The sequence below is a fragment of the Thalassococcus profundi genome (assembly GCF_003344785.1).
In the GTDB taxonomy this organism is placed as follows: domain Bacteria; phylum Pseudomonadota; class Alphaproteobacteria; order Rhodobacterales; family Rhodobacteraceae; genus Puniceibacterium; species Puniceibacterium profundi.
Window position 1 is genome coordinate 21171 of sequence record NZ_QPMK01000023.1, and the last position, 24878, is coordinate 46048.

The window sequence follows — 24878 nt, forward strand, 5'->3', positions numbered from 1 at the left end:
TCAGGCCCTTTTCCGCGGTTTCTCTGTGGCGACGATAGGCAGGCGGCGCCGTCAGCGCATCCGCTTTATGCGCCCGGCAGTGCGAATCCGGACAGAGTGTTGTCATAACCGAACGCCTCGAACAGCGCGTGGTTCTGCGGCGCAAAGGCCGTCTCGATCAGGGCGATGCGCGCCTCCGTGCGGCCCGGGTCTTCGGTGTCGGTCGTGTGGTAGGCCGCGTGGAACAGGTCGCGGATTTCCGCGTCCGGGCGGGAGGGGTCGCGCATCGCGGCGGCCAGGCGGTCGCAATCCACCATGCGCAGCGACGGATTCGTCATGTAGCGCGGCACATCCCAGTCCAGCGGCAGATCCGGACCCACAAGGCGCGACAGCACCGGGCGGATCGCGCGATGACTGTCCACGGTGACCCGGGCGGCGCCAAAGCACTGCTGCCAGTTGGTCAGGAAGGTCGCAGGCTTGAGGTTGTGGACCCGGCGCAGGGCGAATTCGTCGAAACTCTGGCCGTTGTAGGGTCTGCGTTTGGCCAGGAACTCCTCGAAGAACTGCTTCATGAACTGCGAATAGTCCCCGAAGATGAATTCGGAAAACGGGCGCAGAAACGCCAGTATATGCACCTCGGTGCCGGTTGCGCGCGCCAGGCCGGCCAGGGGCGCGCCGCGCCGGGCCATGGAGTAGAGGTCCTCGTGGCTGAGGATGACCGTGTCCACGCCATCGGCAAAGAACGCCTCGTACCCGGCGCGGTCGAGCTTGTCGATCTCTGCGGCATTGCCGGGATGGCCGCCGCCGTCATGCGGATAGCGGATGCCCTGCGCCAGCAGCTGCGCCTGGTTGCGCAGCAGCACCTGTTGCAGGAAGGTCGAGCCGCATTTGGGCGAGCCGACATGCAGGATCAGCCGCCGGGTCATGCGGCGCGCCCGGCGGTGAGGGGGGCCAGCCGCCGCGACAGCCGGTCGATCGTGGCCTCGAGCGTCGGACCCAGCGGTGCGAGGTCGATTTTCCGGTCGGCCTCGTCGACGGCGGGCAGGTGCCAGGCGCGGGACAGCGCCTGCGCCAGCGCCGGCGCCGTGGCCGGCGCCGACAGGATCGCCGGGCTGAGCCGTCCCAGGTCCTTGGGGCCGAAGCTGTTGGTGACCACCCGGACCCCGGCGGCGGCCATCTCCAGCGGCGGATGGCTGGGATGCGGCGAATACATCAGCGACAGGCCCAAGTCGGTGCCCAGCAGATAGGCGGGGTACTTTTCCCACGGCAGTTTGCCGAGGCTGCGCAGCTCCAGCCCGCGCGGCAGGGTCACCGGCGGGTGGGACATGCCCAGGGACACCAGGTCGATATCGCCGGGGGCCAGCTTTTCGGTCTCGATGAAGCGGGCCAGCGCCTCGATCGCGGTGGCATACATGTTGCGCGCGACCTCGGGGCGACCGTAGACCGCCAGCCGACGCGGGCCCGGGCCGCGCCCGGTCCGGGGCCGCGCGGCATAGCGGGCGATGTCGATGGCGGGGCGGAAGGTCAGCGCGTCGGGCCCGGCGAATCCGAAGCCCTGCTGCTGGAAATGATCGCGCAGGAGCGTGGTGTTGAAGATCGGCACGAAGTCGAGATCATAGCTGGCCAGGGCGTCGGCATATTCCGGACCCCAGGCGTAGAAATTCGGCTCGAAATCCTGGATCAGGTAGAAAAAGCGGCTCTGTTCCAGCCTGAAACGGCGAATGAGCCTGTCGGCCACATGCGCGCTCCACCACGCGGTCGCGAGGAAGACATCGCCCTTGTGGGCCGGGATGGTGCCGCTCTTGACGCCGCAGGCCAGGCTGATGCGCGCGGCGGTGCCCGCCGGCGCGTCGCCGGGCAGCCGGTTCAGCAGGAAGGCGCGCGAGGCGGGCTGCGACGACACCGGCAGGTCGGTGGCGACAAAGCGCACCGTGTGGCCGCGCGCCGCCAGACCCAGCCCGATATCGAGCGCGGTGACGATCCCGGCAAAGACCTCGGTGGGATTCAACGTCGGCACCAGCACGGTCAGGGCGGGCGTGTCGGCGGTGAAGTCGGGGTCCCAGCGCGGTTCCTTGCGGATGTCGGTATGGGTGGCATACGGCACCGGGCGGGTGGCGACCTCTGCGGCGTTCCGCGGCCGGGCCGGGGGCACGCCGGGGCTGAGCGAATAGAGCCGGGTGTCGAAGCTTTCGATGGCGGCGCTGAGCCCCGGCCCCAGCGCCTCGCGCAGGGCCCAGGACACCCGGCCGACGCTGACCACGGCAAAGCCGGCGGCGATGCGCGCCAGGCCCAGATGCCCGGTCAGTCCCAGCCGGAGGGCATCCCAGAGATGGCTGCCGGTGCCGCGCAGCCGCTTGAGATAGGGCCGGAGCGGCGTGAGCGTGGTGCGCCCGGGTGTCAGCTGCCCGTCGGCCAGGGCATCGCTGATCCGGGCATGGGCGGATTGCGCCAGGTAGCGGGCCAGCGCGTAGGAGGCCGCCTCGCGCCGCAGCCACATGGCATCGGGCCGCCGCCGCCGCCCGGCGCGCAGCCAGCCCTTCTGCCGGTCCACCGCGCCGATGGCATTGGTGCCGTGCTGGCGGTAGTCCACCAGGGGCGCGTCGATCCGCGCCACGCCGCCGGTGGCGGCGGCGATCAGGCCGAGCCAGAGATCGTGGTAGAAATGCACCCCCGACTGCTGCGGAAAGGGCAGGGCGAGGCGCATGACCTCGGCGCGCATCAGCAGGGTCATGCCGGTGATGGTGTTGCGGTACAGCAGGCCGCGCAGGCCGGGGTGGCGGTGGCGGCGTTCGAAGCGGAACATCGAGGGCTGCAGCACGCTGGTGCCGTCCGGCCCCACCAGCCGCGCGTCGGAATGCACCAGCTGTGCGCCGCTGCGGTCCAGCTCGGCGATGCCGCGGGCCAGCCGGTCGGGGTGCCAGATGTCATCCTGGTCGCAGAGCGCGATCAGCGGATCGCCGCCGTCCATCGCCCCGGCCAGGGCCTGTGCCTCCCAGAGTCCCGCCTCGAAGGCGCAGACGGCGTCCATCTCGCTGTCGCAGGGCACCGTGACCGTATCCCGCAGCCCGGCCTCTGCGGCGGTGCGCGTCACCAGATCCTCCGACACCCCGTCGGCGATCACCGCGATCAGGCGCAGCTTGCCGTGGCTTTGCCCGGCGAGCGAGGCCATCTGCGCGGCCAGGTACGCCGGGTCGGGCCGGAACACCGCCATCACGATCAGCACGGTCGGTACGGGGGCAGGTGGGGAACTGGAGGACATGATGTTCCGGAACATGACGATACGCGCCGTCCCTAGCGGTCCGGCTGGGGCGGCGCAACCATGCCCGGGTCCCGGTTCACGCAGAGATGTCCGTGCCGTGCCCCTGGCGCCCGATGCTGTCATAGGCGTCAAAGCCCGCCTCGGCGGCATCTTCGGCGCTGTAGATGTTGCGCAGGTCGGCCATGCGCCGGGTGCTCATGCCGTTCGCGATGCGCGCGAGGTCGAGCGCGCGGAATTCGTTCCATTCGGTGAGGATCACCAGCAGATCCGCATGGGCGGTGGCGGCATAGGGATCGGGCTCCCAGGTGACGCCGGGCAGCAGCGCCTCGCCCTCGTGGCGGCCCTGCGGATCGGTCACGCGCACCCGCGCGCCGCCGCCCACCAGCGCCGGCACGATGGTCAGCGACGGCGCGTCGCGCATGTCGTCGGTATTGGGCTTGAAGGTCACCCCCAGCACCGCCACGGTCTTGCCGTTGAACGACCCGCCGCAGAGGTCGCGCAGCTTGTCGATCATCCGGCGCTTGACCTCTTCGTTGACCTTGATGACGGCCTCGGTGATCTGCATCGGCTGGCCATGTTCCTGGCCGATCCGGGCCAGCGCCTTGGTGTCCTTGGGAAAGCACGACCCGCCATAGCCCGGGCCCGCGTGCAGGAACTTGTTGCCGATGCGGCCGTCCATGCCCATGCCCTTGGAGACCATCTTGACGTCCGCGCCGACCTTTTCGCAGAGCGCGGCGATCTCGTTGATGAAGGTGATCTTGGTCGCGAGAAAGGCGTTGGCGGCGTATTTGATCATCTCGGCCGATTCCAGGTCGGTGGTGACGATCGGGAAATCGCGCAGGTAGAGCGGGCGGTAGATCTCTTCCATCACCTTGGCGGCGCGGTCGGTCTGCACGCCCACCACCACCCGGTCGGGCTTCATGAAATCGTCGATGGCCGCCCCTTCGCGCAGGAATTCGGGGTTGGAGGCGACGTCGAAGTCGAGATCGGGATTGGCGGCGCGCACGACCTCGGCGACCTTGCGGTTGGTGCCCACGGGCACGGTCGATTTGGTGACGATGACCATGTAGTGATCGGCGGCCTTGGCGATCTCTTCGGCGGCGGCCATCACATAGGTCAGGTCCGCATGGCCGTCGCCGCGGCGGGTGGGGGTGCCCACGGCGATGAACACCGCATCGGCGCCGGCGATGGCGGCCTTGAGGTCGCGGGTGAAGGTCAGGCGCCCGGCCTCGACGTTCTTGGCCATGAGCCGGTCGAGCCCTGGCTCGAAGATCGGCACCTCGCCGCGTTCCAGCATCTCGATCTTGCGGGGGTCCTTGTCGACGCAGACGATATCGTGCCCGAAATCGGAAAAGCACACGCCCGAGACAAGGCCCACGTAGCCGGTGCCGATCATTGCGATTTTCATGGAATATGTCCTTTGCCGGTGCTGAATATGCGGCGGTTAAAGCCCTGCGCGGCTTCGGTGTCAACGCGCCGAACGGGATCGTCGGCGGTCTGTGGCCCGCGCTGGTCGGCAGGGCACGGCCCCGAGGCGGCCCGCAGCCGTCGCAGAGACGGGCGTGGCCCGGAATGCTCGAGAATTCCGAGCCGGGTTCCTCGCGGAAAACGCGCCCGCCTCAGAAGGTCTGATCGTAGTCTCCGACGCCTGGCTCCTGGCGGATCACCGCGTCGAGCTCGGCAAAGATCGCGCGCAGTTCCTGCTCGCTTTGCGCACTTTCGCAGACCACCACAAGGTTGGGGGTGTTGGAGGAGGCGCGGACAAGGCCCCAGGAGCCGTTTTCGAGGATCAGCCGCGCGCCGTTGACGGTCACCACCTGGCTGATCTTCTGTCCCGCAAGCGTGTCGAGCTTTTCGAGGCGGGCGACGGTGCGGGCCAGGATATCGTATTTCTCGGTATCCGCGGCATAAGGCGACAGCGTCGGCATCGACCAGGTGCGGGGCAGGGCGCGGCGCAGGCCCGACATCGACTGGCCGGGGTTGCGGTCCATGAGCTTGCACAGTTCCACCGCGACCCGCATGCCGCAGTCGTAGCCGCGCCCGATGTCGCCCGACAGGAAATAATGCCCGGATTTCTCGAACCCGGCGAGCGCGCCCAGGTCGCGCACCCGGCGCTTCATGTGGCTGTGCCCGGTCTTCCAGTAATCGGCGGTGATGCCATTGGCGCGCAGCACCGGATCGGAGGCGAACAGCCCGGTGGATTTCACATCCGCCACGAAGGTTGCACCGGGATAGAGACTGGAAAGGTCGCGCGCCAGGATCACGCCGACCTTGTCGGCAAAGATCTCCTCGCCCTCGTCGTCGACCACGCCGCAGCGGTCGCCGTCGCCGTCGAATCCCAGCGCCAGGTCCGCGCCGCTGTCGCGCACAGAGGCCGCCATGTCGTGCAGCATCTCCATCGCTTCGGGGTTGGGGTTGTAGTGGGGGAAGGTGTAATCGGGGGTGCAGTGGCTTTCCACCACCTCGACCCCGATGCGGCGCAGAAGCTCGGGCGCGAAGGCCCCGGCGGTGCCGTTGCCGCAGGCGCAGACCACCTTGAGCGGACGGGTCATCCTGAAATCGCCTGCGAGGTCATCGAGGTAGGCCTCGCGCACGCCGTCGACGAATTCATAAGCCCCGCCCGGGCGCCGCTGGCCGCGGCCCCCCAGCACGATGTCCCTGAGTTCCGCCATCTCGTCGGGGCCGTGGGTCAGGGGGCGGTCGAACCCCATCTTGACCCCGGTCCAGCCGTTGGGGTTGTGCGACGCGGTGACCATGGCGACGGCGGGCACATCGAGGTGGAACTGCGCGAAATAGGCCATGGGCGACAGGCACGGGCCGATGTCGCGCACGGAGATGCCCGCCTGCATGAGCCCCAGGATCAGCGCATTCTTGATCGACAGCGAATAGTCGCGGTAATCGTTTCCGACGGCGATCACAGGCTCTATGCCACGCAAATGCATCTGCGTGCCGAGGCCCAGACCCAGCGCCGTGACGCCGGGCAGGTTGATGCCTTCGGGGTATGTCCAGCGCGCGTCGTATTCGCGAAAGCCGGTGGGGGCGATCATCGCGTCGCGCAGAAAGGCCCAGGTGTTGGGGGTGACGGTGGACAGCGGGGGGGTCATGGAAGGCCTTTCCGGGGGCTGCTCTTTTTCGAAAAACGCTAGAGGGTTTGCGCAATCGGTTCAACGGCGGTGCGCGGGCTTTTCATTGCCGCGTGCTGGGATAGGGTGCGGGCAGCCCTGACCGGAGCCTGCCGATGACCGACGATCCCGCCTCTCTCGATCCCGACGACTGGGATGCGTTCCGCGCCGCGGCGCACGACCTGCTCGACAGCTGCATCGACCGGCTGGCCGCGGCGGGGGATCATCCCTGGCAGCCGGTGCCCGACAGGGTGCGCGCGGGCTATGCGGTGGGGCCGGTGGCCGCGGATGCGGCGGCGCTCGCGGACAGGCTGCGCGACGAGGTGCTGCCCTATGGCACCGGCAACACCCATCCGCAGTTCTTTGGATGGGTGCATGGCACGGGGCTGGCTTCGGGGCTCCTGTCCGAGATGGTGGCCGCGACGATGAATGCCAATTGCGGCGGGCGCGATCACGGCGCGGTCTACATGGAGCGCGCGGTGGTGGACTGGGCGCGCGGCGTCTTCGGGATGCCCGCGGGCGCGAGCGGGCTGCTGGTGGCGGGCACGAGCCAGGCGACGGTGATCGCCCTGGCCGCCGCCCGCGCCCGGGCGCTTGGCCCGGAGGTGGTGGCGCGCGGGATGCAGGGCGCGCCGCTTGTCGCCTATGCCGGGGCCGGGGTGCACAATGCCGCGCAAAAGGCGCTGGCGCTTCTGGGCATCGGCGCCGGGGCCCTGCGCAGGATCCCCGACGGTTCGGCCGGAATAGACACGGATGTGCTGCGCGCGGCCATCGCCCGGGACCGCGCCGCCGGCCTGCATCCCTTTGCCGTGATCGGCACCGCCGGTTCGGTGGACCTGGGCCGGTTCGACGATCTGGAGGCGCTGGCGGATCTGGCTCGCGATGAAGACCTGTGGTTGCATGTGGACGGGGCCTTCGGCGCCTGGCTCGCGATCGCGGGAGAGCCCTGGGCGGGACGGGTGCGCGGCATCGGACGCGCCGACAGCCTGGCCTGCGATTTCCACAAGTGGATGTACGTGCCCTACGATTGCGGGCTGGTGCTGATCGCCGACGAGACCTGGCACCGGGCGGCCTTTGCGGCGCGGCCGTCCTACCTCGAAGGGCAGGCGCGGGGGCTGGCGGGGGGCGACCCGTGGTATTGCGACTACGGCGTGGACCTGTCGCGCGGCAATCGCGCGCTCAAGGTCTGGACCGCGCTCACCGCCTATGGCCAGGACCGCCTTGGCGCGGCCATCGCGGGCAATTGCGCGCGGGCGGCGGACATGGCGGCGGCGGTCGAGGCCGCGCCGCATATGGCGCTTTTGGCCGCAGTAGAGACGAATCTCTGCGTTTTCACCGCCGATTCCCGGTTGCCGGCGGAGGATCAGTCGGCGCTCAACCGGCGGATCGCGCAGGACCTGCAACTTTCCGGCGAAGCGGTGTTTTCCACCGTGGAGATCGGCGGTGTCACCGGCCTGCGCGCGGCGATCACCAACCATCGCACGCGGCCGCAGCACATCCGCGATGCGGTGGCGGCGGTGCTGCGGGCACGGGGGGACTAGAATCGCCCCGGGGGGGCGATACGAGAGACGCCGTCCGATGCGCTTGGGCATCGGCGCAGCAGGATCGCCCTTCGGGCGATACGAGAGACGCTGTCTCTCGTGCTCTCTGGAGGTTTATCGGCAAGATGAAGCAGGGGCTGGGTGGTCACGGTCTGCGCCGGAGGCGGTCCGGTGGTTCGGCGTGTCAGCCGTCGCGGCGCAGGGTGTAGAGCGCGCCCGCCTCGAGCGGGCCGGTGACCGTGGTTTCGCTGCCGTCGGCCCAGCGGATGTGCAGCGACGCGGCGGCGGTGGCGCTGCCCAGGCCGAAATGCACCCGGGGGGCATCGAAGGACATGAAGCCGCCGCCGATCTGAACCTCGCGGCTGAGGCGCCGGCCGTCCTCGGTGGTCAGGGTCAGCACCGCGCCGATACCGTCGCGGTTGCCGGCGCGGTCGTCGAGCGCGATGGCAAGCGCGTTGCCGTCCTGCGCATTGTTGCGGAAGACCTGCAGGGGGCCGTTGACCGGGTGGGTCACCATGTCGAGATCGCCGTCGCCATCCATGTCGAAGGCGGTGGCGGCGGCGGTCATCAGGTAGTCTTCGAGCCCGAAGGGGCCGGAGGCTTCGGTGAAGGTGCCCTCGCCGGTGTTGTGGAAGAAGAGGTTCGAGGGCGAGACCTCGTTCGGCACCCAGGTGCCGTTGACGATATAGACATCCTGCCAGCCGTCATTGTCGAAATCCGCCACCTTGGTGTCCCAGGACCAGCCGCCGACCTCGAGCCCGCGGGCGGTGGCGGTGTCGCTGTAGGCGCCGCCCCGGCCCTCGAGTTCGAGCAGGACGTTGGAGCGCAGGATCTGCTGCACGCCGGCCTCGGCCTCGTCGGCGGTGACGGCGCGGACGGGCAGGAAATGCAGGTCGCAGAAGCTGCGCGGGCGCGGCTGGCTGTCGGGGATGAGGGCGCAGATCTTGGGATCGTTGCGCTGGATGGCGAGGTCCTTGACCAGCATCGCCTTGCATTCGGCCTGCAGCGCGCCGCTGAGTTCGGTGCATTTGCTGGCATAGGTCGGGTCGAAATTGTTGCCCGAGCGGTACCAGGTCTTGATCTCCATGTTGCGCGCGCAGGTGGCCCTGGCCTCCGGGTTCCGGATGCTGTCGCAATAGAGGGCGAGGTCCTGCATCTTGAGCTTTTTCGACACGCCCGAGGACCGGCCCGCGATCTGCGCGAAGTAAAGCTCGGGCAGGCCGTCGTTCATGAGATCCGCCACCTTGATCGCCATGGTGGTGGTGGTGGTATGGGGCAGCCTGGCATCGGCATGGGTGATCTGGCGCAACCCGCCCGCGCCGTCGCCCATGTAGAGGTAATCGGGGATTTCGAAATCGTTGCCCACCAACAGGTCGGCGGCGCCGTCGCGGTCCACGTCCGAGAACAGGATCGACAGGGTTTCGCCGGGGATGCCGGGCAGGTCGGTGTAGTCGGAGCCGTCCAGCGTGCCGCCGGTGTCGTGGCCGTTCCAGACGATGCGGTTGCGGCTTTCCTCCCCCGGCACGCGGCGGTACCAGCCCGAGGTCCAGTTGCCCAGGGCGAGGTCGAGGTCGCCGTCGCGGTCGGGATCGCCGAGGCTCAGCGCCAGGCTCAGCACCGCGGCGTCGCGGTTGGCGATCGGGGTGGGGGCGCCGGGGAAGCTGCCCTGCACGTTGCGCCAGAGGTAATTGCCTTCGCGGTAGCTGGCGAGGATCAGGTCGCGCCAGCCGTCGTTGTCCACATCCGCCAGCACCGCGTTGAAGATCGCCATGTCGGCGAGCGGGCCCAGATCGACACTGATCCGGGCGAATTGCCCGGTGCCGTCGTTGGCATAAAGGTAAAGCCCGGCCTCGGTCGAAGCGACGACAAGGTCGAGATCGCCGTCGTTGTCGATGTCGCCCGACGCCAGGCTGCGGCCTTCCCAGAAGGGCGGCCACATGTCGGTCATGGAAAACTCCAGCGGCTTGTCGATGCCGATCTGCGCCGCTTCCATCCGGGTGAACCCGGTGTCGGCGGCCGGGGACTTGGCGGCAAAGGGCGTCGCGGTCAGGCGGACGCGGTCGGCATCGGCGCTGGTCACGCTCCAGGGGTCGGCGGTCGCGGCCTCGGCCGCCCACAGCAGCCGCGGCGCGCCGGTCTGCGCCTCGCCGGTCAGCATCTCGAGCGCCCGGTCGGTCTGGCGTTCGTGCCAGGCCTGCGCGCCCCAGCCCGCGACCATGCCGAAGATCATCACCGTCGCGGCCAGCATCCAGGCGGCGCGGCGGCCCACAGACTGCGCCACGATGAACCAGGAATAGACACTGAAACTGCCCAGGGTGAACAGGAGCGCCATGACGTAGCCCTGGCTCATGCCCGAGGACAGCAGCACGCCCGCCATCACCACGTCGAAGCCGATGGGCACCGGCAGGAACACCCCGACGGCGGCCACGGCGATGAGGACCAGCAGCGAAAAGCCCGCGCCCATCACCGCCTCGGTCGGCAGGAAGATCGCCACCACCGTGCCCAGGAACCCGGCGAGGATCATCAGCGGCACGGTCATCTTGATGATGTACCACAGGTTTTTCACATAGGCCCTGGCCACTTCCCAGACCGCGACGTGCAGGCCTTCGCTCCCCAGGCTGCCCGCCGCCAGCTCCGCCGCCGTCCAGGGCGTGTCGATGCGGTGTTCCGGCGCGATCTCGACCCGCGGCAGGAGCCGCGCCATCAGCGGCACCACCGCGAGGATGATCACCAGGCTCAGCGCGATCTTGGTCAGCGCCATGTAGAGCGGCAGCAGCGAAAAGAGCATCGTCAGCACCACCACGTTGAGCGTCGGCGAGGCGATCATCGCCGACAGCGTCGTTTCGGCCCGCAGCCCGCTGGTGTACATGCTCCGCGCGATCGGGGCGGCGCAGTTGACGCAGACCCCCAGCGGCGTGCCGATGACGAGCCCGAGAACCGAGTTCGAGAACCGGCCCTTGAAGCTCTTGGTGCGCAGGTAACTGGCGGCGGTGAGGAAGGCGGCGGCGAAGAGCACGCCGAAGGTCATGCCCTTCTTGTTGGTGTTGATCCAGTTGAGCGTCGACCAGAAGATCCGCTCGTAGATCGTCATGTCGCCGGTGATCGGGAATTTCGCCTCGAAGCTCAGCGCGTCCTCGAGCTGGATCGCGCCCGACATCATCGCCTTTTCGTTGAGCGCGGGATAGCGCGAGCCGGTCCAGAACAGGTAGGCGAGGACCGCGACGATCAGGACGGCGAGCAGGAAGCGTTTTTCGTAGGGTTTTGCAATGAGGCTGGACATGGCGGGTGTGTCACCTGGGACTGTGGAATTGGGTTGAGCAATGGCAATGGACGACGGGAAAACCAATGGCGCAGAGGGTAAAGGCTTTCTTCGTTTCGCGCCAGTCCCAAGAGCAGGATCCGACAGCCGGATGCGGGCATGAGACGGGGCATCGACGGGCCGCGATGCGGCGATCCGGGCCTTTGCGCGGCGCGGTTCATGCCTGCCACATCCGGACTCCGGTCCCGCGGTGCGCGAGGCTGTGCCACATCGCCGTGCCGGGGGCGGCCCGGCGCTGGCACGGCGGCCTTCGGCCTTGTTCCGCGCCGGGCGCGCCGCGGCTAGCCCGCTTTGCCGGCGTTGTGGATCGCCGCTGCCGACCCGGCGACGAAGCGGATCATCCGGCAGATCTCGGCCACCTCCGCCAGGTCCGCGGCCCCGCCGCCCGGCAGCAGCATGACCCGGTCGCAGAGCGCCTCGGTGCGCGGCAGCGAGAGGCCGGGGTTCGCGGCGGCGTGCGGCGGGCTGCGGTGGCCGCCGGGAAAGAAATAGCGCCGCGCCCAGATGCCTTCGGCGGTCAGCAGTTCGACCAGCCGGTCGCGGGTCAGGCCAAAGGCCCGGGCATCGACCTCGGCCACCACGTAATGGTGGTTGTTGTCCTCTGCCGCGGGCGGGCATTTGAGCCGCAGCCCCGTCAGCCCCGCCAGCCCGTCGCGATAGGCGGCATGCACCGCGCGCGCCGCCGCGCGGGTGGCGGGAAAGGCGTCGAGATTGGCCAGCCCCATCGCCGCATGCAGTTCCGACATCTTGGCGTTGACGCCCGTGCAATCGACCCTGTCACTGCCCGAAAAGCCGAAATTCCGCGCCAGCCGCAGCTGGTCGGCCAGGGCCGCGTCGCAGGTTGTGATCAGCCCGCCTTCGCAGGTGTGAAAGGCCTTGGTGGCGTGCAGGGAAAACACCTCGGCCCGGCCGAACCGGCCCAGCGGATGGCCCTGGTGGCGCGCGCCGAAGGCATGGGCGGCATCGAAGAGCAGCGGAATGCCCGCCGCGTCGCAGAGCGCGCCAAGTCCGTCGATGTCGCAGGGGCTGCCCCAGACATGGGTGGCCACGACCGCATCGGTGCGCTCGGTCAGCCGCGCGGCCGCATCCGCCGGGTCCAGCGCCATGTCGGTGCCGACCTCGCAGAAGACCGGGGTGAGGCCGCGCAGCGCCAGCAGGTGCGCGGTCGAGATGAAGGTGTAGGAGGGCAGCAGCACCTCGCCCCGGATGCCCAGGCACTGCATCACCAGGTCGAGTCCGGCGGTGGCATTGCTGGTCAGCACGCAGTGCGGCACGTCGAGGAAGGCCGACAGGCGGCGTTCAAGCTCCTGCACCAGCGGGCCGTCGTTGGTGAACCAGCGCCGCTCCCAGACCGCGTCCATCATCGCGTCGAAGGCGGCGCGGTCGGGCGCCGCCGGGCGGTTGACGTGGCGCGGCGTGTCGAACACCGGCGGCGCGCCGAACAGCGCCAGATCCTCCGGCCCCGTCAGGGGCTTGTGGTGAAACGAGGGGGCAGGGCTGTCGGGCATTCGAGCGCTCGCGTGAAGATGCGGATATCCCTGACACGTTTCCGGGGGGCGCTCAATCCGGGACGGGATCGCCGCCGTCGGCAAAAGCCGCGCCGGGCGCGCGGTAGGCGGGAAAGAAGCCGCCCGGCCCGGCATCGCCCGCCAGAGTGTCGTAGCGCGCCGCATCCAGCACCTTGCCGCAGATCAGCGCGCTGCGGGTCTGGGTGGTCCAGCCCGCCTTGAATCGCGCCAGCCCGTCGCGCGCGGCGTCGTCATGGCCCGCCGCACCGCCCAGGTTGGCATGGGTCAGGCCGCGCGCCTCGAGCGCCTCGAGCGTGGCGTGGATCAGCGCGTAGCTGGTGTTCTGCCGGTGCGCCCGGGGATCGAGGAACATCAGGTGCAGGTTGGCGGTGGCGCCGTGGCAGAAGCTCAGCATCGCCCCGGCGAGGCCCGCGCCGTCGCGTGCCGTCATCAGCAGCCCGCCGGGTACCGCCAGCTGCTTCGCCACGGTGGCGGGCGACAGCGCCTGAAGCCCGCGCACGCGGTGGCGGGCGACCGTGGTCTGGTAGAGGTCCCAGAGCGTGCCGGCCAGGGCGGCGGGATCGGCGACGATCTCCATCTCGTGCGTTTCCAGGGCGCGGCGGGCGATGCGGCGCATCTCCTTGGGGCGGCTGCGGCGCCAGTCGGCGGTCAGATCGGCAACGTAATGGGTCTTGAACGGGCGGCAGAGATCCCAGCCGCGGGTGGCCTTCTGCACCGTCCCGGTGGCGAAGGGATCGGCGACGAAGGTCAGCGAGACCGCCCCGGGGATCGCCAGGGTTGACAGGTCCTGGTCCAGCGCGCTCCAGTCGGTGCACATGGCATAGGGGTAGGGGCCGATATAGTCCCAGCTGTCCGGCCCCAGGGGCCGGCGCAGCAGCTGCAGGCCGCTGGCGGGCAGCCGGACCGGCGTGCCGAAGTCGCCGTAGCTTTGTCCGAAGGCCGGGGACAGGTAGCCGGGCTCTGCGCCGGTCATCTCTCGATCAGGATGTCGTGCCGGTACCAGGCCCCGGCGATCGCCGGATCGGCGTCGGTGAACCGCGCGGACAGACCCAGATCGGCGCAGATCGCGCGCACCTCGTCGGCCCCGTACCAATGGGTGACGAGGTCGCGGCCCAGAAGCCGGCGCAGCCGCAGCCGCAGCCCGGGATTGAGCCGACGGTCGAACGCGTCCCGCCGCGCCGCATCGGGCACGAAGGCGAACAGCAGCCGTGCGCCGGGCGCGGTCATCGTCTTCAGACGCACCAGCAGGTCGCGGAACTCGGCCTTGGAAAAGTGCTGCAGGGCGGCGTTCATCAGCACCCGGTCGAACCCGCCGCCCAGGTCGTCGGGCAGGCGTTTGGCATCCGCCACCCGGTAGTCGAGGTTGGGGGCGGCGCATTCGGCCTTTGCGACGCGGATCATCTCGGCAGAGAAATCCATCGCCACGGTATGGGCGAAATGCCCCGCCAGCGCCCGGGTGACGACGCCGTTGCCGCAGCACAGCTCCAGCAGCGTGGACCGCGGCGCGGGATCGAGCTGGGCCAGGAGTGCCGCCAGCATCGCCTCGAACTGTGCCGGACCGATGGGTTGGCCCTGATGGGTATGGCCGACCTGCCAGAACAGGCCCTTCCCGGCTCCGGCGGCGACGCGGCGGTCGTAATATCTGGAGACCCAATTCATCTGACGGCTTTCCGGCTGCGGTGGTCCCGCAGATACCGTGCGGGGTTTCGCCTTGTCCAGCGTCTCTTGGCCCCGGCGCCGGCAAAGGTGGTGCGGGTGCGGGCGATTTGTTAAGGCAGGGACGACAGATGGCGCAACGGCTGGCGGGACGAGATGAAACTGGAATTTCTGCTGTGCGGCAGCCCCACCGACGGGTTCTTTTCCCAGATGGCGTTCTTCCGGCTCTGCCTCGACGCGCTTGGCGGCGACGAGGCGCGCGCCCGGCTGGTCTGCACCTTCGGCGATCACACGGTCGAAGAGATACCCGCCCGATGGCAGCCGTATTTCGAGCGGATCGAGGTGCACTGGGCGCATGCCCCGGGGGCTCCGAACCCCGCCCATATGCACCAGCACGAGATGCGGTTCGATCTGCTGGACCCCACCGCCGATCTGTCGGTGCTTTGCGATGCCGACGTGGCGGTGCTGGCGCCGGTCGGGCCGATGGCGCGCGAGTTGCTGGCCGAGCAGGCCCTGGGCGGGGTGATCGCGCATTACCATTTCCCCTGGGAGGGGCGTGACCGGAACCCCGGGCGCGACTGGCCCGAGATCGCCCGGGCGGTGCTGGGCCGCGATATCGCCACGCCATACCGCTATACGCTGGTACCGCAGGAGGACCCGCCCGAGGCGCCGTTCTACATCAACTACGGCATGTTTGCCGGACCGCCGGCGCAATTGGCCGCCTTCCACGCCCATGACCTGCAACTGCGCCCCAGGGTGGCGGCGCAGCTTGGCGACTGGTGGGCGCCGCAGGTGTCGCTGGCGCTGACCTGCATCGACCTGGGCCTGCCGGTGCGTGCCCTGCCGATGCGCTGGAACTTTCCCAACGATCCCATCGCCGACCGGATGTACCCGCAGGAACTGGAGCATGTCGTGTTCCTGCACTACCTGCGCGGCCAGGCGTTCCGCCGGGATCGGGTGTTTGCCGATGCGCAGGCCTTTGCGCGATTTCTGGACCGCCCCGTGGAGGGGTCGAACGCGGTGTTCCAGCGCGCTGTCGCCCGGATCACCGGCGGGCGCTATCCGTTTCCCGGATAAGCCCTGCCTCGCCCAGCCCCAGCGCCCGCACCGCGGCGAAAAGCCGGTCGCGGGTGGCGTCGTCATGGCGCCGTCCGCCAAGATCGCCGGTCCGGCAGGCAGGATGCGCAGGGTCCAGATAGGCGCGGGCAAAGCGCGCATTGCTCTCGGCGTAGCGGTCGCGGAGGGCGCGGGCCTGCGCTGCGCTCAGCAGCACCGCGGGCAGATCGCCCGCCGCGGCGAACCCGGCAAAGAGCTTGCGGTAAAGCGGTTGGCGGGCCTCGATCTCGATCCCGTTGAGCAGCCGTGCGGCCAGCAGCGCCCGCGCGCCGATGGACCGGTTGGCATAGCCTGCATCCTGTGCCGTATCTTCGGGGGCGGGCAGATCGCGGGCGGGCAGGCAGTCGAGGAACCGCGCCACCGCATCGCCCGCCGCCCCGTCATAGACCCGGGCCTGGATGTTTTCGGCCCCGAACCGTGCCGCCCAGGCCGCGCATTCGGCGGCATAGTCGGCCCCTTCCAGAGCGTCGGCATAGGCGGCGGGGCTGCGCGTCTCGCGCATGAGCTTGACCATCTGGTTGTATTCGGATTCCGCCAGCTCGTCCTGCGACCGGACCAGAAAGATCACCCTGACCTGCAACTCGACCCCCAGTGCCGCGATCCAGTCGGCCAGCGCATCGAGATCGGCGAGCGGGAAATTCTCGGAACTCAGCAGCAGCGCGGGCGCGGTGCTGGCGCGGATCTCTGCCGCCGTTTCGGCGCGGATGCCTGCGGGGTCCCTGGCGGGGATCATGGTGCCGGGCGGGTCGGTGATGAAGCTCTTGGCGAATTCCTGGTGGCCGACGCCGCGCCCGCGGTCGCCCGCCAGCAGATAGTCGATTCCGGCGGCCAGCAGCGCGTCGCGGTTGCGCCCCAGATAGGCCTGTTGCGCGGTGGTGCCGGTCTTGCCGCGGCCGATATGCAGATAGAGGGTCTTCAAGGGGCCCGGTCCGTTGCGAACATCGGCGCCATAGGCCCCCTGGACGTCTCTGCTGTCAACCCCGGAGGGTCAGTCGCGCCGGGCCAGGTGCGCCTCGACCGCGGCCAGCCGCTCCTCGAGCTCCGCGATGTAGAGATGCGCCTTCTCCAGCTCGTTGAGCATGCCGCCGGTCATGGCGGTGATGTTGAACGGGCCGTCCTCGGGCGTCGGGCCGACATTGGGCAGGTGCTTGTTGGCCTTCATCAGTGCCGCCTGTTCGGCAATCGTGGGCAGCGGATAATCCGCGTCGAACACGCGGTCGCAGCCCGCCGAACAGGAGCCCGCGGTGAAAAGCCGGCCCTGGATCGTCAGATCGCCCGCGGCGTTGACCGTCATCTCGGGTCCGTCGGCCACCCCGTCGGCGATGAGGAACCGGTTGGGGGCGGCCTGTTCGTGGGTGAAATACCAGATCGTGCCGGCCTGCTGGTTGTCGAACGTGATGTAGGATCCGCCGGTATTGGTCAGCTTGACCATTTCGCGCGTGCCGCCCGGGCTGCCCGCGACGTTCTCCACCAGAAGCGCGGCCGTGCCGTCGCCCCGGCTGATATGCAGCGCGGCATCGGGGGTGGCGTCGCCAAGCCCCACATTGCCGGAGGCCCCGACGAACAGGCTGTCGCCGGGGGCGGAGGTGCTGACCTGCAGCGGAACCGCCCCGGAGGCCGTCACGTTCTGCAGCGCGAAGGACTGTTCCGAACCGGTGATCTGCCAGATCTGGTTGCCCAGCGTGGCGTTGAACTGCTCCATCCGGATACCCGGACCGGAGTCGCCGACGATGTGCAGACGCTCCTGCGGGATTGCGGTGCCAAGTCCGATCTGGCCCAGGTCGTCGACGTAAAGCGCATTGGCCGGCGCGCCGCCCTCGAGGCGGAAGATCTGACGGTTGCTGTCGACATTGCGTATGGCGAAATAGTCGAAACCGCCGGACCCGCTGTCATTGGCCGTCAGCTCCCAGTCGGTGGTGGCGAAGCCCGCGGTGGTGGAACTGTCGGCAAACCGCAGGCGGGTGTTCTCGTCCTTGAGCTTGACGGTCTGGCCGGTGAGATCCTCGAGCAGGCCGCAGTCATCCCCGGCGCACAGATCGCCCGAGATGCTGTAGGGTCCGAGGAGCAGGGTCTGGGCCGGTGCGGCAGAGGCGGCCAGCAGGCCGGCGACGACGAGACCGGGACGGAAAAAGCGGTGATGTTGTGACATGATACTATTCCCTTGAACAAGCAACGATGTGATCCGCGTGAGACGCGGATACCCCGAGCATGCCATGGCACCGCCGTTATTCTCCTTATAGGTGTGCTAGCTATCCATAAATACAACTTGAGCGTGCTATTTTCGCAACACGGCTGACAGCCGTCCGATCAGTCCGCGAAGCGCGCTTCGAGCTTTTCGAGCCGCAGGGTCAGATCGTTTTGGACCGCTTTCAACGCGGCGTTTTCGCTGCGCTGCGTCGCCAGGTCCGCGTGCAGTTCGGCGATGTAGAGATGCGCCTTCTCCAGCTCGTTGAGCATGCCGCCGGTCATGGCGGTGATGTTGAAGGGGCCATCCTCGGGCGTCGGGCCGACGTTCGGCAGGTGTTTCTTGGCGCGCATCATCGCGGCCTGTTCGGGGATGCTGGGCAGTGGGTAATCCGCATCGAAGACCCGGTCGCAGCCCGCGGCACAGGAGCCTGCGGTGAAAAGCTGGCCGGGAATGGTCAGGTCGCCCTCCGCGGTCAAGCTCATCTCCGGCCCGTCCGCCACCGCATCGGCGATGATGAAGCGGTTGGGGGCGCTGTTTTCGTGCGTGAAGAACCAGGTGGTGTTGGCGGCGGTGTTCTCGAAGGTGAAGTAGGACCCGCCGTTGTTCGACAGTTTGAACATCTCCTGCGCGCCGGACGCGCCGGTGTCCTCGATCAGCAGGCCCGCGGTGTTGTTGCTGCGCGTCACGTGCAGCGGGGCCGCGGGTGTCCCGGTGCCGATGCCGACACGGGCCGTGCCCGCATCGGCATAGATCAGCGGGGCGAGGCTTTGGCTTCGAACCTCGAAATCGTAGTCGTGCCGCCCGGTGTTGAACGAGGTGACGGAGGTTCCGATAACCTGCGTCAGGTCCGGCGCACCGGCACTCAGAGAGAATATCCCCTCTTCGCTGGTCGGGCGTTTGATGGCGAAATTCCCGAAATCCTCGATGCCGATCTCATAGCTCGGCCCCCCACCCGCACCGATGTCCGTCCGGTCGATCCGGATCGCGGAGCTGGTGGCGGTCACCATATTCAGCCGCGCCTGCGGGAGCGACGTGCCCAGCCCGATATCGCCATCGGGGGCCACGAAAAACGCGTTGGTGGGGGCCGCGGCGCTGACGGTCAGCGGGGTGGTGCCGTTGGTCAGATCCTGCAGCATGAACTGATCGCGCTGACCGCTGAGGATCTCGTTGGCCTGCAGCGCCCAGTCGGCGGTGGGAAAGCCGGTGGTTGTCGAAATGTCTTCGAATTCGATCCGGTTCACGGCGCTCTTCAGCTTGATCTGGTTGAAATCGCTGCTGAAGCTTTCGTCGGCCGCACAGGCATTGCCCACACACAGATTGTTGCGGATGGTGGGGTTCGTGTCGGACAGGACCTCGGCGCCGGCCAGGCCGGGTAGCAGGCAGAGCGTGGTGGCGAAAAGATGTCTGAAGGTCATTTCACGTTCTCCGGCACCGGGCTTAGCGGGTGGTCTGCAAGAGGGTTTCAATCTGGGCGAGGCGGGCCTCGATCCCGCGCAGGCGAGTCAGTTCGGCCTCCTGCTCCAGCGTATAGAGCGTGAGCTCCTCGACCTTTTTCAGCAGCGCCATCTGCATCGCGGTCATGTCGAGGCCGGTGTCGGCGATCTGCGCGGCCGACGGCACATCCGGAAGGTGGCGGTTGTCGGCGATGAAGGTTTCGATCTCGGACAAGGGCCGCAGCGCGTAATCGGGGCCAAAGACGTAATCCGGCACGTTGAGCGTGGTGGCGCCGGAGATGAAATTGCCCGGGATGGTCAGGTCGCCATCCGCGGTCAGGCTCATCTCTGGCCCGTCGGCCACCGCATCGGCGATGATGAAGCGGTTGGGGGCGCTGTTTTCATGGGTGAAGAACCAGGTCGTGCCGGCGGCGGTGTTGTCGAGCGTGAAGTACGACCCGCCGTTGTTGCGCATCGCGAACATCTCGCGCACCGCCGGGGGCGAGCTGATCAGGTTCTCGACCAGCAGGCCGGCGCTGCCGTCGTTCTTTTGCACATGCAGGGCCGCGGCGGGGTTGTCGGTGCCAAAGCCGATGGCGCTGTTGTCATCGATATAGAGGCTGCCGTTTTCGGCCCCGGCGCGCACCACGACGGGGATTTCATTGTCGTCGACATTCTTGAGAAACCAGTTGAGGCTGTTGCTGAGGATGTCCCAGTTGCCTGCCAGGCTGCCGGTCGACTGCATCCGGAAGCTGGCGGTCGATCCGCCGACCAGGTGCAGCTGGGCCAGCGGCATGGCGGTGCCCAGGCCCAGCCGTCCGGAGCCGTTGAGCCAGAAGCTGTTGTCGGGCGCGCCGGGCAGGATGGTGAAGGGGGTTCTGTCGGCGTCGAAATCATGCACCGAAAAGCGGTCGATACCGCCGCCCGAATAGGAGTCCGCGTCGTTGACCAGCAACCCCCAGTGGCGGCTGGGATGTGTAGAAACGGATTGATCGTCGAATTCGATGGCGACGCGGCTATAGGACAACTTGAGCGGATAGTTGATGTCGAAGCTCTGCGCGGCGGCGGTGTTGGCGCAGTCGTCGCCGAGGCAGAGATAGCCCTGGATCACGCTGTTGTCTTGGGTATGCAGGCTGCCGTTGAGATCGAGATCGCCGTTGATGATCTGGTCCTGCGCCATGGCGGGGGCCGCGGAGAGCAGCAGCGCCAGGGCAGGGCCGGCGGGGCGGAAAAGCGGGAAAACGGGCACGGCAGTATCTCCTTGCTGGAAACGGACGCCTCGGCGGCGGTGTGAAAAATCCTTGGTCAAAGGCCCGCCCCCGGGGGGCGGACGGCGCCAGTCTAGGGGCGTTTGACGCCTCTGTCACATCGGGATGCCCGTCAGGGACGCGCCAACAGCGCGCCGATCTGCGCCTCGAGCCGGGCGATCCGCGCGTCCTGGGCGGCCAGCTGCGCCTCGAGCGCGGTCTTGTCTCCGGCCTGGGCGGTCACCACCCGATGCAGCTCGGCGATGTAGAGATGCGCCTTTTCCAGCTCGTTGAGCATGCCGCCGGTCATGGCGGTGATGTTGAACGGGCCGTTCTCGGGCGTCGGGCCGATGGCAGGCAGGTGTTTCTTGGCGCGCATCATCGCCGCCTGTTCGGCGATCGTCGGCAAAGGATAACCCGCGTCGAAGACCCGGTCGCAGCCCGCGGCACAGGAACCCGCGGTGAAAAGCTGGCCGGGGATGGTCAGGTCGCCCTCTGCCGTGAGGGTGAACTCCGGCCCGTCGGTCACCGCATCGGCGATGATGAAGCGGTTGGGGGCGCTGTTCTCGTGGGTGAAGAACCAGGTGGTGCCGGCATTGGTGTTCTCGAAGGTAAAGTACGACCCGCCGTTGTTCGAGAGCTTGAACAGCTCCTGCGCGCCCGAGGACCCGGTATCCTCGACCAGCACCTGTGCGGTGTTGTCGGTGCGCTGCACATGCAGGGCGGCGGCAGGGTTGGGCGTGCCCATGCCAATGGCCCCGTTCGTTTCGATGCGGAGCGCGAAGCTGGGCGCTGCGCCCTCGATTCCGAAAGGCGCGGTGCCGGCGGTGACATCGCTGATGCCGAAATTGTTGTTGGCCAGGATGTCCCACGACCTTGGCTCGCCCAAAACGTCGATACCGGTCTGTTCCAGCCGGATGGCGGGCGAGGCATTGGCAAGGATATGCAGATCCTGTTGCGGGATCGAGGTGCCCAGGCCGATATCGCCACTGGCGGCCATCCAGAACGCGTTGGCTGGCGCGCCGCCCACGATGGTGAAGGGAATGGTGCCTTGGGTGTCGTCGCGTACGGCGAACATTTCCGTCGCGGTGTCGTTGTCGTTGAACATCAACGTCCAGTCGCGGTCGGGGTTGCTGGAGCTGGAGGTGTCGATGACCTCGATGGCGTTCTCGGTATAGCGGAACCGCAGCGTCACCTCGTTGGCAAAGCTTTCCGACGTCGAGCAGGAATTGCCCAGACACAGGCTGGCGTCGATGGTGCTGTCGTCCTCGACATATAGACTGCCTTCAATGGGATTGCCGGCGCCTGTTGAAGGCACCTGGACGGTCAGGTCGCCTTGGATGACGGTGTCGTCGGGATGGATGGTGACCTGCGCCAGGGCGGGCGAGGCGCAGGTTGCGGCGATAAGCAGGGCTGCGGCTCGTGCGGGAAAGGACAGTATCATGACTATGCTCCTTGGCGTCCGTGGGACAGGGGTCCGACATCGGCAAATTGGGTCTTGAAATGACGGCCCGCCGCAGGGACGGGCCGCCGGACAAGATTAACGGCACAAAAGGCTGCCCTGTCAAAGCTTTGTGGCCCCGGTCCGTCGCCCGCACCGCACCGGTCTACTCGGCCAGCCGCTGCTCCAGCAGTGCCAGCCGCGCGGCCTGATCCGTGATGACCGCCTGCTGTTCCAGCGTATAAAGCGTCAGCTCCTCGACCTTTTTCAGCAAGGCCATCTGCATCTGTGTCACATCGAGCCCCTCGCGGGCCACATCCGCCGCCGAAGGCACATCCGGCAGGTGTCTGTTCGCGGCGACAAAGCTGGCGACCTCCGAGAGGGGGCGCAAATCGTACCTCTCCTCGAACACATAGTCCGGCACGTTGAGCGTCGTGGATCCGGAGATGAAGTTGCCCGGGATCGTGATATCGCCCTCTGCCGTCAGCGTGAACTCCGGCCCGTCGGTCACCGCGTCGGCGATGATGAAGCGGTTGGGGGCGCTGTTCTCGTGGGTGAAGAACCAGGTCGTCCCGGCATCTGTGTTGTCGAGGGTGAAGAACGACCCGCCGTTGTTGCGCATGGTGAACATGCCGCGCGCGGCGGCGGGAGGGCTGGCGGCGGTGTTTTCCACCAGCACCTCGGCGCTGCCGTCGGTGCGTTGCAGGTGCAGCGGCGCGGCGGGCGTGTCGGTGCCGAACCCCACCCCCTGCGCCGTCATCACCAGCTGGTCGTCGCCGATATTGGGCTGGATGCGCAGGGGCGCGGTCAGCCAGCCCCGGTCGAAGACCTGGAACTCGCCGTCGGCGCGGACCGCCAGGTGATAGATCACGTTGCCCGCCAGCGCGGTGTTCTGCATCTCGATCACGGTGCCGGTGCCCACGTTCGACACAATGTCGAGCGATTGATCGGGAAAGGTTGTGCCGATGCCCACGAAATGGCTGCCGCCCAGCCAGAGGGTGTTTTCAAGCGCGCCGCCCTGCACGGTAAAAGGCACCCGGCCCGACTCCGCGTCCTGGATCGAAAACCGCGAAAATCCACCGGGGATGGTGTCGTTGAGCGCCAGCCGCCAATCGCGCCCGTTGCCCACCGGGTTGGTGTCGGTATCCTCGAACAGGATGCCGGGCCGGCGTGCGCGCAGCTTCAGCGCGGCGTTTGCCGGCTGACCGACAGAGGCGTCGTTACACTCTGATCCGATACAGACCTGCCCGTCGAAAAGCGACAGCCCGGCGTTGAAATCGTTGGTGCCGATCTGCGCGCCCTGGCTGATGGGCAGGCGCACCGACAGGCTGTCCAGCGTGGCCAGCCCGTCCACCTCGAGCGTGTCGGTCCGGGTATCGCCTTTGACCACCAGGTCTTGATCGACCGTAAAGCTGCCGTCTACGGAAGAGCCGTCTTGCAGCACGTCCTGGGCCGTGGCGGGCAATGCCGGCAGGAACACACCCAGCACGAGGGCAAAAAGCGGTTGCGAGGCGAAAAAGGTTCGGGAGGTGGAAGCCATTTGAAAATCCAATTCTGTACTGGTCCAGTCACGCAAGGCGCGAAGCGTTTTTGATCAAAGGTGGATCAGCTGCGGCGGGCGCGTCAAGACAGGTGCGGGCCTTCGCGCGCCGTGTGGCGCGTCGAGGTGGATCGGTCCGGCGCGCGTTCGCCTTTGACGGGTTTATCGCCCGATCGCGAGCGCTGCCTCGATCTGTTTCAGCCGTGCGGAGAGAGCGGCGTTTTCCATCTCGAGCGTATCCATGCGGGCCAGCCGGGCCTCCTGCTCCAGCGTGTAAAGCGTCAGCTCCTCGACCTTTTTCAGCAGCGCCATCTGCATTGCCGTCATGTCCAGCCCGGTGTCGGCGATCTGCGCCGCCGAGGGGACATCCGGCAGGTGGGAATGCGCGTCGATGAAGCTGGCCACCTCCGACAGCGGCCGCAGGGCATAGCCGTCGTCAAAGACGTAATCCGGCACGTTGAGCGTGGTCGCCCCGGAAATGAAACTGCCCGGGATCGTGATATCGCCGCCTGCGGTCAGGCTGAACTCCGGCCCGTCGGTGACGCCGTCGGCGATGATGAAGCGGTTGGGGGCGGCCTGTTCATGGGTGAAGAACCAGGTGGTGCCGGCGGCGGTGTTGTCCATCGTGAAGAACGACCCGCCGTTGTTGCGCATGGTGAACAGGCCGCGCGGGGCGCTTGGGCTGAGGGGGGTGTTTTCCACCAGCACCTCGGCACTGCCGTCGTCGCGGGTCACATGCAGCGGCGCGGCGGGGGTGTCGGTGCCCATGCCCACACGCTCGGTGCCCGCATCGGCAAAGATCAGCGATCCGCTGCCCTGCGCGCGGACATCGAAATTGTAATCCTGAAAGGTGCCGTTGAAGATGGCAGTGGTGGCCGCAAGGAACAGCGAATTGCTCGGTGTCCCGGACCGGACGGCGATAGGGGCCGTGCCGTTTGTGGCATCGAAGAGGCCCCATACCCCGTTCGGGTCGATGAAGCTGTCCCAGGCCTGCGGCCCGACGCTGGTGTTGGACCGGTTAAGCCGGATGCCCGTGCCCGAGGTCGTCTCGACATGCAACCGTCCCGCCGGGATCGACGTGCCAATCCCCACATCGCCATTGGCGGCCACATAAAGGCTGTTGTTTGGCGCGGTACCAAGCACCTTGAACGGCACGGTGCCGCCGGTCAGATCCTCGATGAAGAACGAATCCTCGGACGGGGCGTTGGCCTTGAGCGCCCAGTCGTTCACCGAGGTGCCGGCGGTATCCTCGAACACGATGCCGATGCCCGAGCCCTTGACCTTGAGCTGCGCGTTCAGATCGCTGTCAAAGACCTCGGATCCGGTGCAAGAGCCGCCGACGCACAGATCGCCATCGACGCTGTGATCGCCCGGCAGCACGGTCTGGGCGGGGACGGCGGTGGCCATGAGCAAAAGCGCGGCGGCGGCGGGGAAAAGGGATCTTGGCATCAAAGGCTCCGGCAGAGGGCGCCTTGCCCCGGCGCGATCCGCTGACCCCTGCCGGACCG

17 protein-coding genes are annotated in these 24878 nt (G+C 67.8%); 2 read left to right on the plus strand and 15 right to left on the minus strand.

Translation table 11 applies throughout. The annotated features are described in order from the left end of the window. Nucleotides 1-65 precede the first annotated feature (65 nt). From DU478_RS20465 to DU478_RS20485, 4 genes are all read right to left on the minus strand, one after another. Entirely contained in the window at nucleotides 66-905 is an 840-nt protein-coding gene (locus DU478_RS20465) for a hypothetical protein (RefSeq protein WP_114512725.1), read from the minus strand. Further along, nucleotides 902-3253: a rhamnosyltransferase WsaF family glycosyltransferase gene (locus DU478_RS23000; RefSeq protein ID WP_233501487.1), complete on the minus strand. Its 2352-nt coding sequence runs from the start codon at nucleotides 3251-3253 to the stop codon at nucleotides 902-904. Before DU478_RS23000 ends, DU478_RS20465 begins: the two co-directional genes overlap by 4 nt. A gap of 61 nt (nucleotides 3254-3314) precedes the next feature. Further along, nucleotides 3315-4646 carry a UDP-glucose dehydrogenase family protein gene (locus DU478_RS20480; RefSeq protein ID WP_114512728.1) on the minus strand — a complete coding sequence of 444 codons (1332 nt, stop codon included), beginning with the start codon at nucleotides 4644-4646 and terminating at the stop codon, nucleotides 3315-3317. A 211-nt stretch (nucleotides 4647-4857) separates the two neighbouring features. Beyond that, nucleotides 4858-6342 (minus strand): phosphomannomutase/phosphoglucomutase, encoded by a 1485-nt coding sequence (locus tag DU478_RS20485; protein WP_114512729.1) that lies wholly within the window; start codon nucleotides 6340-6342, stop codon nucleotides 4858-4860. A gap of 134 nt (nucleotides 6343-6476) precedes the next feature. Between DU478_RS20485 and DU478_RS20490 the strand changes: the two genes are divergently transcribed. After that, nucleotides 6477-7901, plus strand: coding sequence for a pyridoxal phosphate-dependent decarboxylase family protein (locus tag DU478_RS20490; RefSeq protein WP_114512730.1), 1425 nt, complete (start codon nucleotides 6477-6479; stop codon nucleotides 7899-7901). A 184-nt stretch (nucleotides 7902-8085) separates the two neighbouring features. Here the strand turns inward: DU478_RS20490 and DU478_RS20495 are convergent, their stop codons facing one another. The 4 genes from DU478_RS20495 to DU478_RS23005 form a co-directional block, all read right to left on the minus strand. Then, nucleotides 8086-11181 carry an FG-GAP-like repeat-containing protein gene (locus DU478_RS20495; protein WP_114512731.1) on the minus strand — a complete coding sequence of 1032 codons (3096 nt, stop codon included), beginning with the start codon at nucleotides 11179-11181 and terminating at the stop codon, nucleotides 8086-8088. A gap of 320 nt (nucleotides 11182-11501) precedes the next feature. After that, the gene (locus tag DU478_RS20500) at nucleotides 11502-12728 is read right to left on the minus strand and encodes a DegT/DnrJ/EryC1/StrS family aminotransferase (RefSeq protein WP_158545821.1); all 1227 of its coding nucleotides are present in this window, start codon (nucleotides 12726-12728) and stop codon (nucleotides 11502-11504) included. Nucleotides 12729-12780: 52 nt separating this feature from the next. Beyond that, nucleotides 12781-13722 (minus strand): GNAT family N-acetyltransferase, encoded by a 942-nt coding sequence (locus DU478_RS20505; protein ID WP_114512733.1) that lies wholly within the window; start codon nucleotides 13720-13722, stop codon nucleotides 12781-12783. Then, a complete protein-coding gene (locus DU478_RS23005; protein WP_158545822.1) occupies nucleotides 13719-14408 on the minus strand; it encodes a class I SAM-dependent methyltransferase in 690 nt (229 codons plus the stop codon). Before DU478_RS23005 ends, DU478_RS20505 begins: the two co-directional genes overlap by 4 nt. 153 nt (nucleotides 14409-14561) lie before the next feature. Between DU478_RS23005 and DU478_RS23010 the strand changes: the two genes are divergently transcribed. Beyond that, a complete protein-coding gene (locus tag DU478_RS23010; RefSeq protein ID WP_158545823.1) occupies nucleotides 14562-15482 on the plus strand; it encodes a hypothetical protein in 921 nt (306 codons plus the stop codon). Here DU478_RS23010 and DU478_RS23015 read toward each other — a convergent pair. From DU478_RS23015 to DU478_RS20540, 7 genes are all read right to left on the minus strand, one after another. After that, nucleotides 15451-16440 carry a hypothetical protein gene (locus DU478_RS23015; RefSeq protein ID WP_158545824.1) on the minus strand — a complete coding sequence of 330 codons (990 nt, stop codon included), beginning with the start codon at nucleotides 16438-16440 and terminating at the stop codon, nucleotides 15451-15453. The two genes, DU478_RS23010 and DU478_RS23015, sit on opposite strands and share 32 nt — an antisense overlap. A 69-nt stretch (nucleotides 16441-16509) precedes the next feature. Beyond that, nucleotides 16510-17670 (minus strand): hypothetical protein, encoded by a 1161-nt coding sequence (locus DU478_RS20515; RefSeq protein WP_114512735.1) that lies wholly within the window; start codon nucleotides 17668-17670, stop codon nucleotides 16510-16512. Between the two features lie 158 nt (nucleotides 17671-17828). After that, nucleotides 17829-19124 carry a hypothetical protein gene (locus DU478_RS20520; RefSeq protein ID WP_114512736.1) on the minus strand — a complete coding sequence of 432 codons (1296 nt, stop codon included), beginning with the start codon at nucleotides 19122-19124 and terminating at the stop codon, nucleotides 17829-17831. 22 nt (nucleotides 19125-19146) lie between these two features. Next, nucleotides 19147-20391 carry a hypothetical protein gene (locus tag DU478_RS20525; RefSeq protein ID WP_114512737.1) on the minus strand — a complete coding sequence of 415 codons (1245 nt, stop codon included), beginning with the start codon at nucleotides 20389-20391 and terminating at the stop codon, nucleotides 19147-19149. 131 nt (nucleotides 20392-20522) lie between these two features. Continuing rightward, nucleotides 20523-21833, minus strand: a complete 1311-nt coding sequence (locus DU478_RS20530) for a hypothetical protein (protein ID WP_114512738.1) — start codon at nucleotides 21831-21833, stop codon at nucleotides 20523-20525. A gap of 163 nt (nucleotides 21834-21996) precedes the next feature. Then, entirely contained in the window at nucleotides 21997-23370 is a 1374-nt protein-coding gene (locus DU478_RS20535) for a hypothetical protein (protein WP_114512739.1), read from the minus strand. Between the two features lie 162 nt (nucleotides 23371-23532). Next, the gene (locus tag DU478_RS20540; protein WP_114512740.1) at nucleotides 23533-24819 is read right to left on the minus strand and encodes a hypothetical protein; all 1287 of its coding nucleotides are present in this window, start codon (nucleotides 24817-24819) and stop codon (nucleotides 23533-23535) included. Nucleotides 24820-24878: the final 59 nt, after the last annotated feature.

Coding starts and splice junctions, on each gene's coding strand:
- DU478_RS20535 (WP_114512739.1), bottom strand. CDS start 23,370: ATGGCTTCCACCTCCCGAACCTTTTTCGCCTCGCAACCGCTTTTTGCC.
- DU478_RS20495 (WP_114512731.1), bottom strand. CDS start 11,181: ATGTCCAGCCTCATTGCAAAACCCTACGAAAAACGCTTCCTGCTCGCC.
- DU478_RS20540 (WP_114512740.1), bottom strand. CDS start 24,819: ATGCCAAGATCCCTTTTCCCCGCCGCCGCCGCGCTTTTGCTCATGGCC.
- DU478_RS23010 (WP_158545823.1), top strand. CDS start 14,562: ATGAAACTGGAATTTCTGCTGTGCGGCAGCCCCACCGACGGGTTCTTT.
- DU478_RS20490 (WP_114512730.1), top strand. CDS start 6,477: ATGACCGACGATCCCGCCTCTCTCGATCCCGACGACTGGGATGCGTTC.
- DU478_RS20480 (WP_114512728.1), bottom strand. CDS start 4,646: ATGAAAATCGCAATGATCGGCACCGGCTACGTGGGCCTTGTCTCGGGC.
- DU478_RS23000 (WP_233501487.1), bottom strand. CDS start 3,253: ATGTTCCGGAACATCATGTCCTCCAGTTCCCCACCTGCCCCCGTACCG.
- DU478_RS20505 (WP_114512733.1), bottom strand. CDS start 13,722: ATGACCGGCGCAGAGCCCGGCTACCTGTCCCCGGCCTTCGGACAAAGC.
- DU478_RS20485 (WP_114512729.1), bottom strand. CDS start 6,342: ATGACCCCCCCGCTGTCCACCGTCACCCCCAACACCTGGGCCTTTCTG.
- DU478_RS20515 (WP_114512735.1), bottom strand. CDS start 17,670: ATGTCACAACATCACCGCTTTTTCCGTCCCGGTCTCGTCGTCGCCGGC.
- DU478_RS20520 (WP_114512736.1), bottom strand. CDS start 19,124: ATGACCTTCAGACATCTTTTCGCCACCACGCTCTGCCTGCTACCCGGC.
- DU478_RS20500 (WP_158545821.1), bottom strand. CDS start 12,728: ATGCCCGACAGCCCTGCCCCCTCGTTTCACCACAAGCCCCTGACGGGG.
- DU478_RS20465 (WP_114512725.1), bottom strand. CDS start 905: ATGACCCGGCGGCTGATCCTGCATGTCGGCTCGCCCAAATGCGGCTCG.
- DU478_RS20530 (WP_114512738.1), bottom strand. CDS start 21,833: ATGATACTGTCCTTTCCCGCACGAGCCGCAGCCCTGCTTATCGCCGCA.
- DU478_RS23005 (WP_158545822.1), bottom strand. CDS start 14,408: ATGAATTGGGTCTCCAGATATTACGACCGCCGCGTCGCCGCCGGAGCC.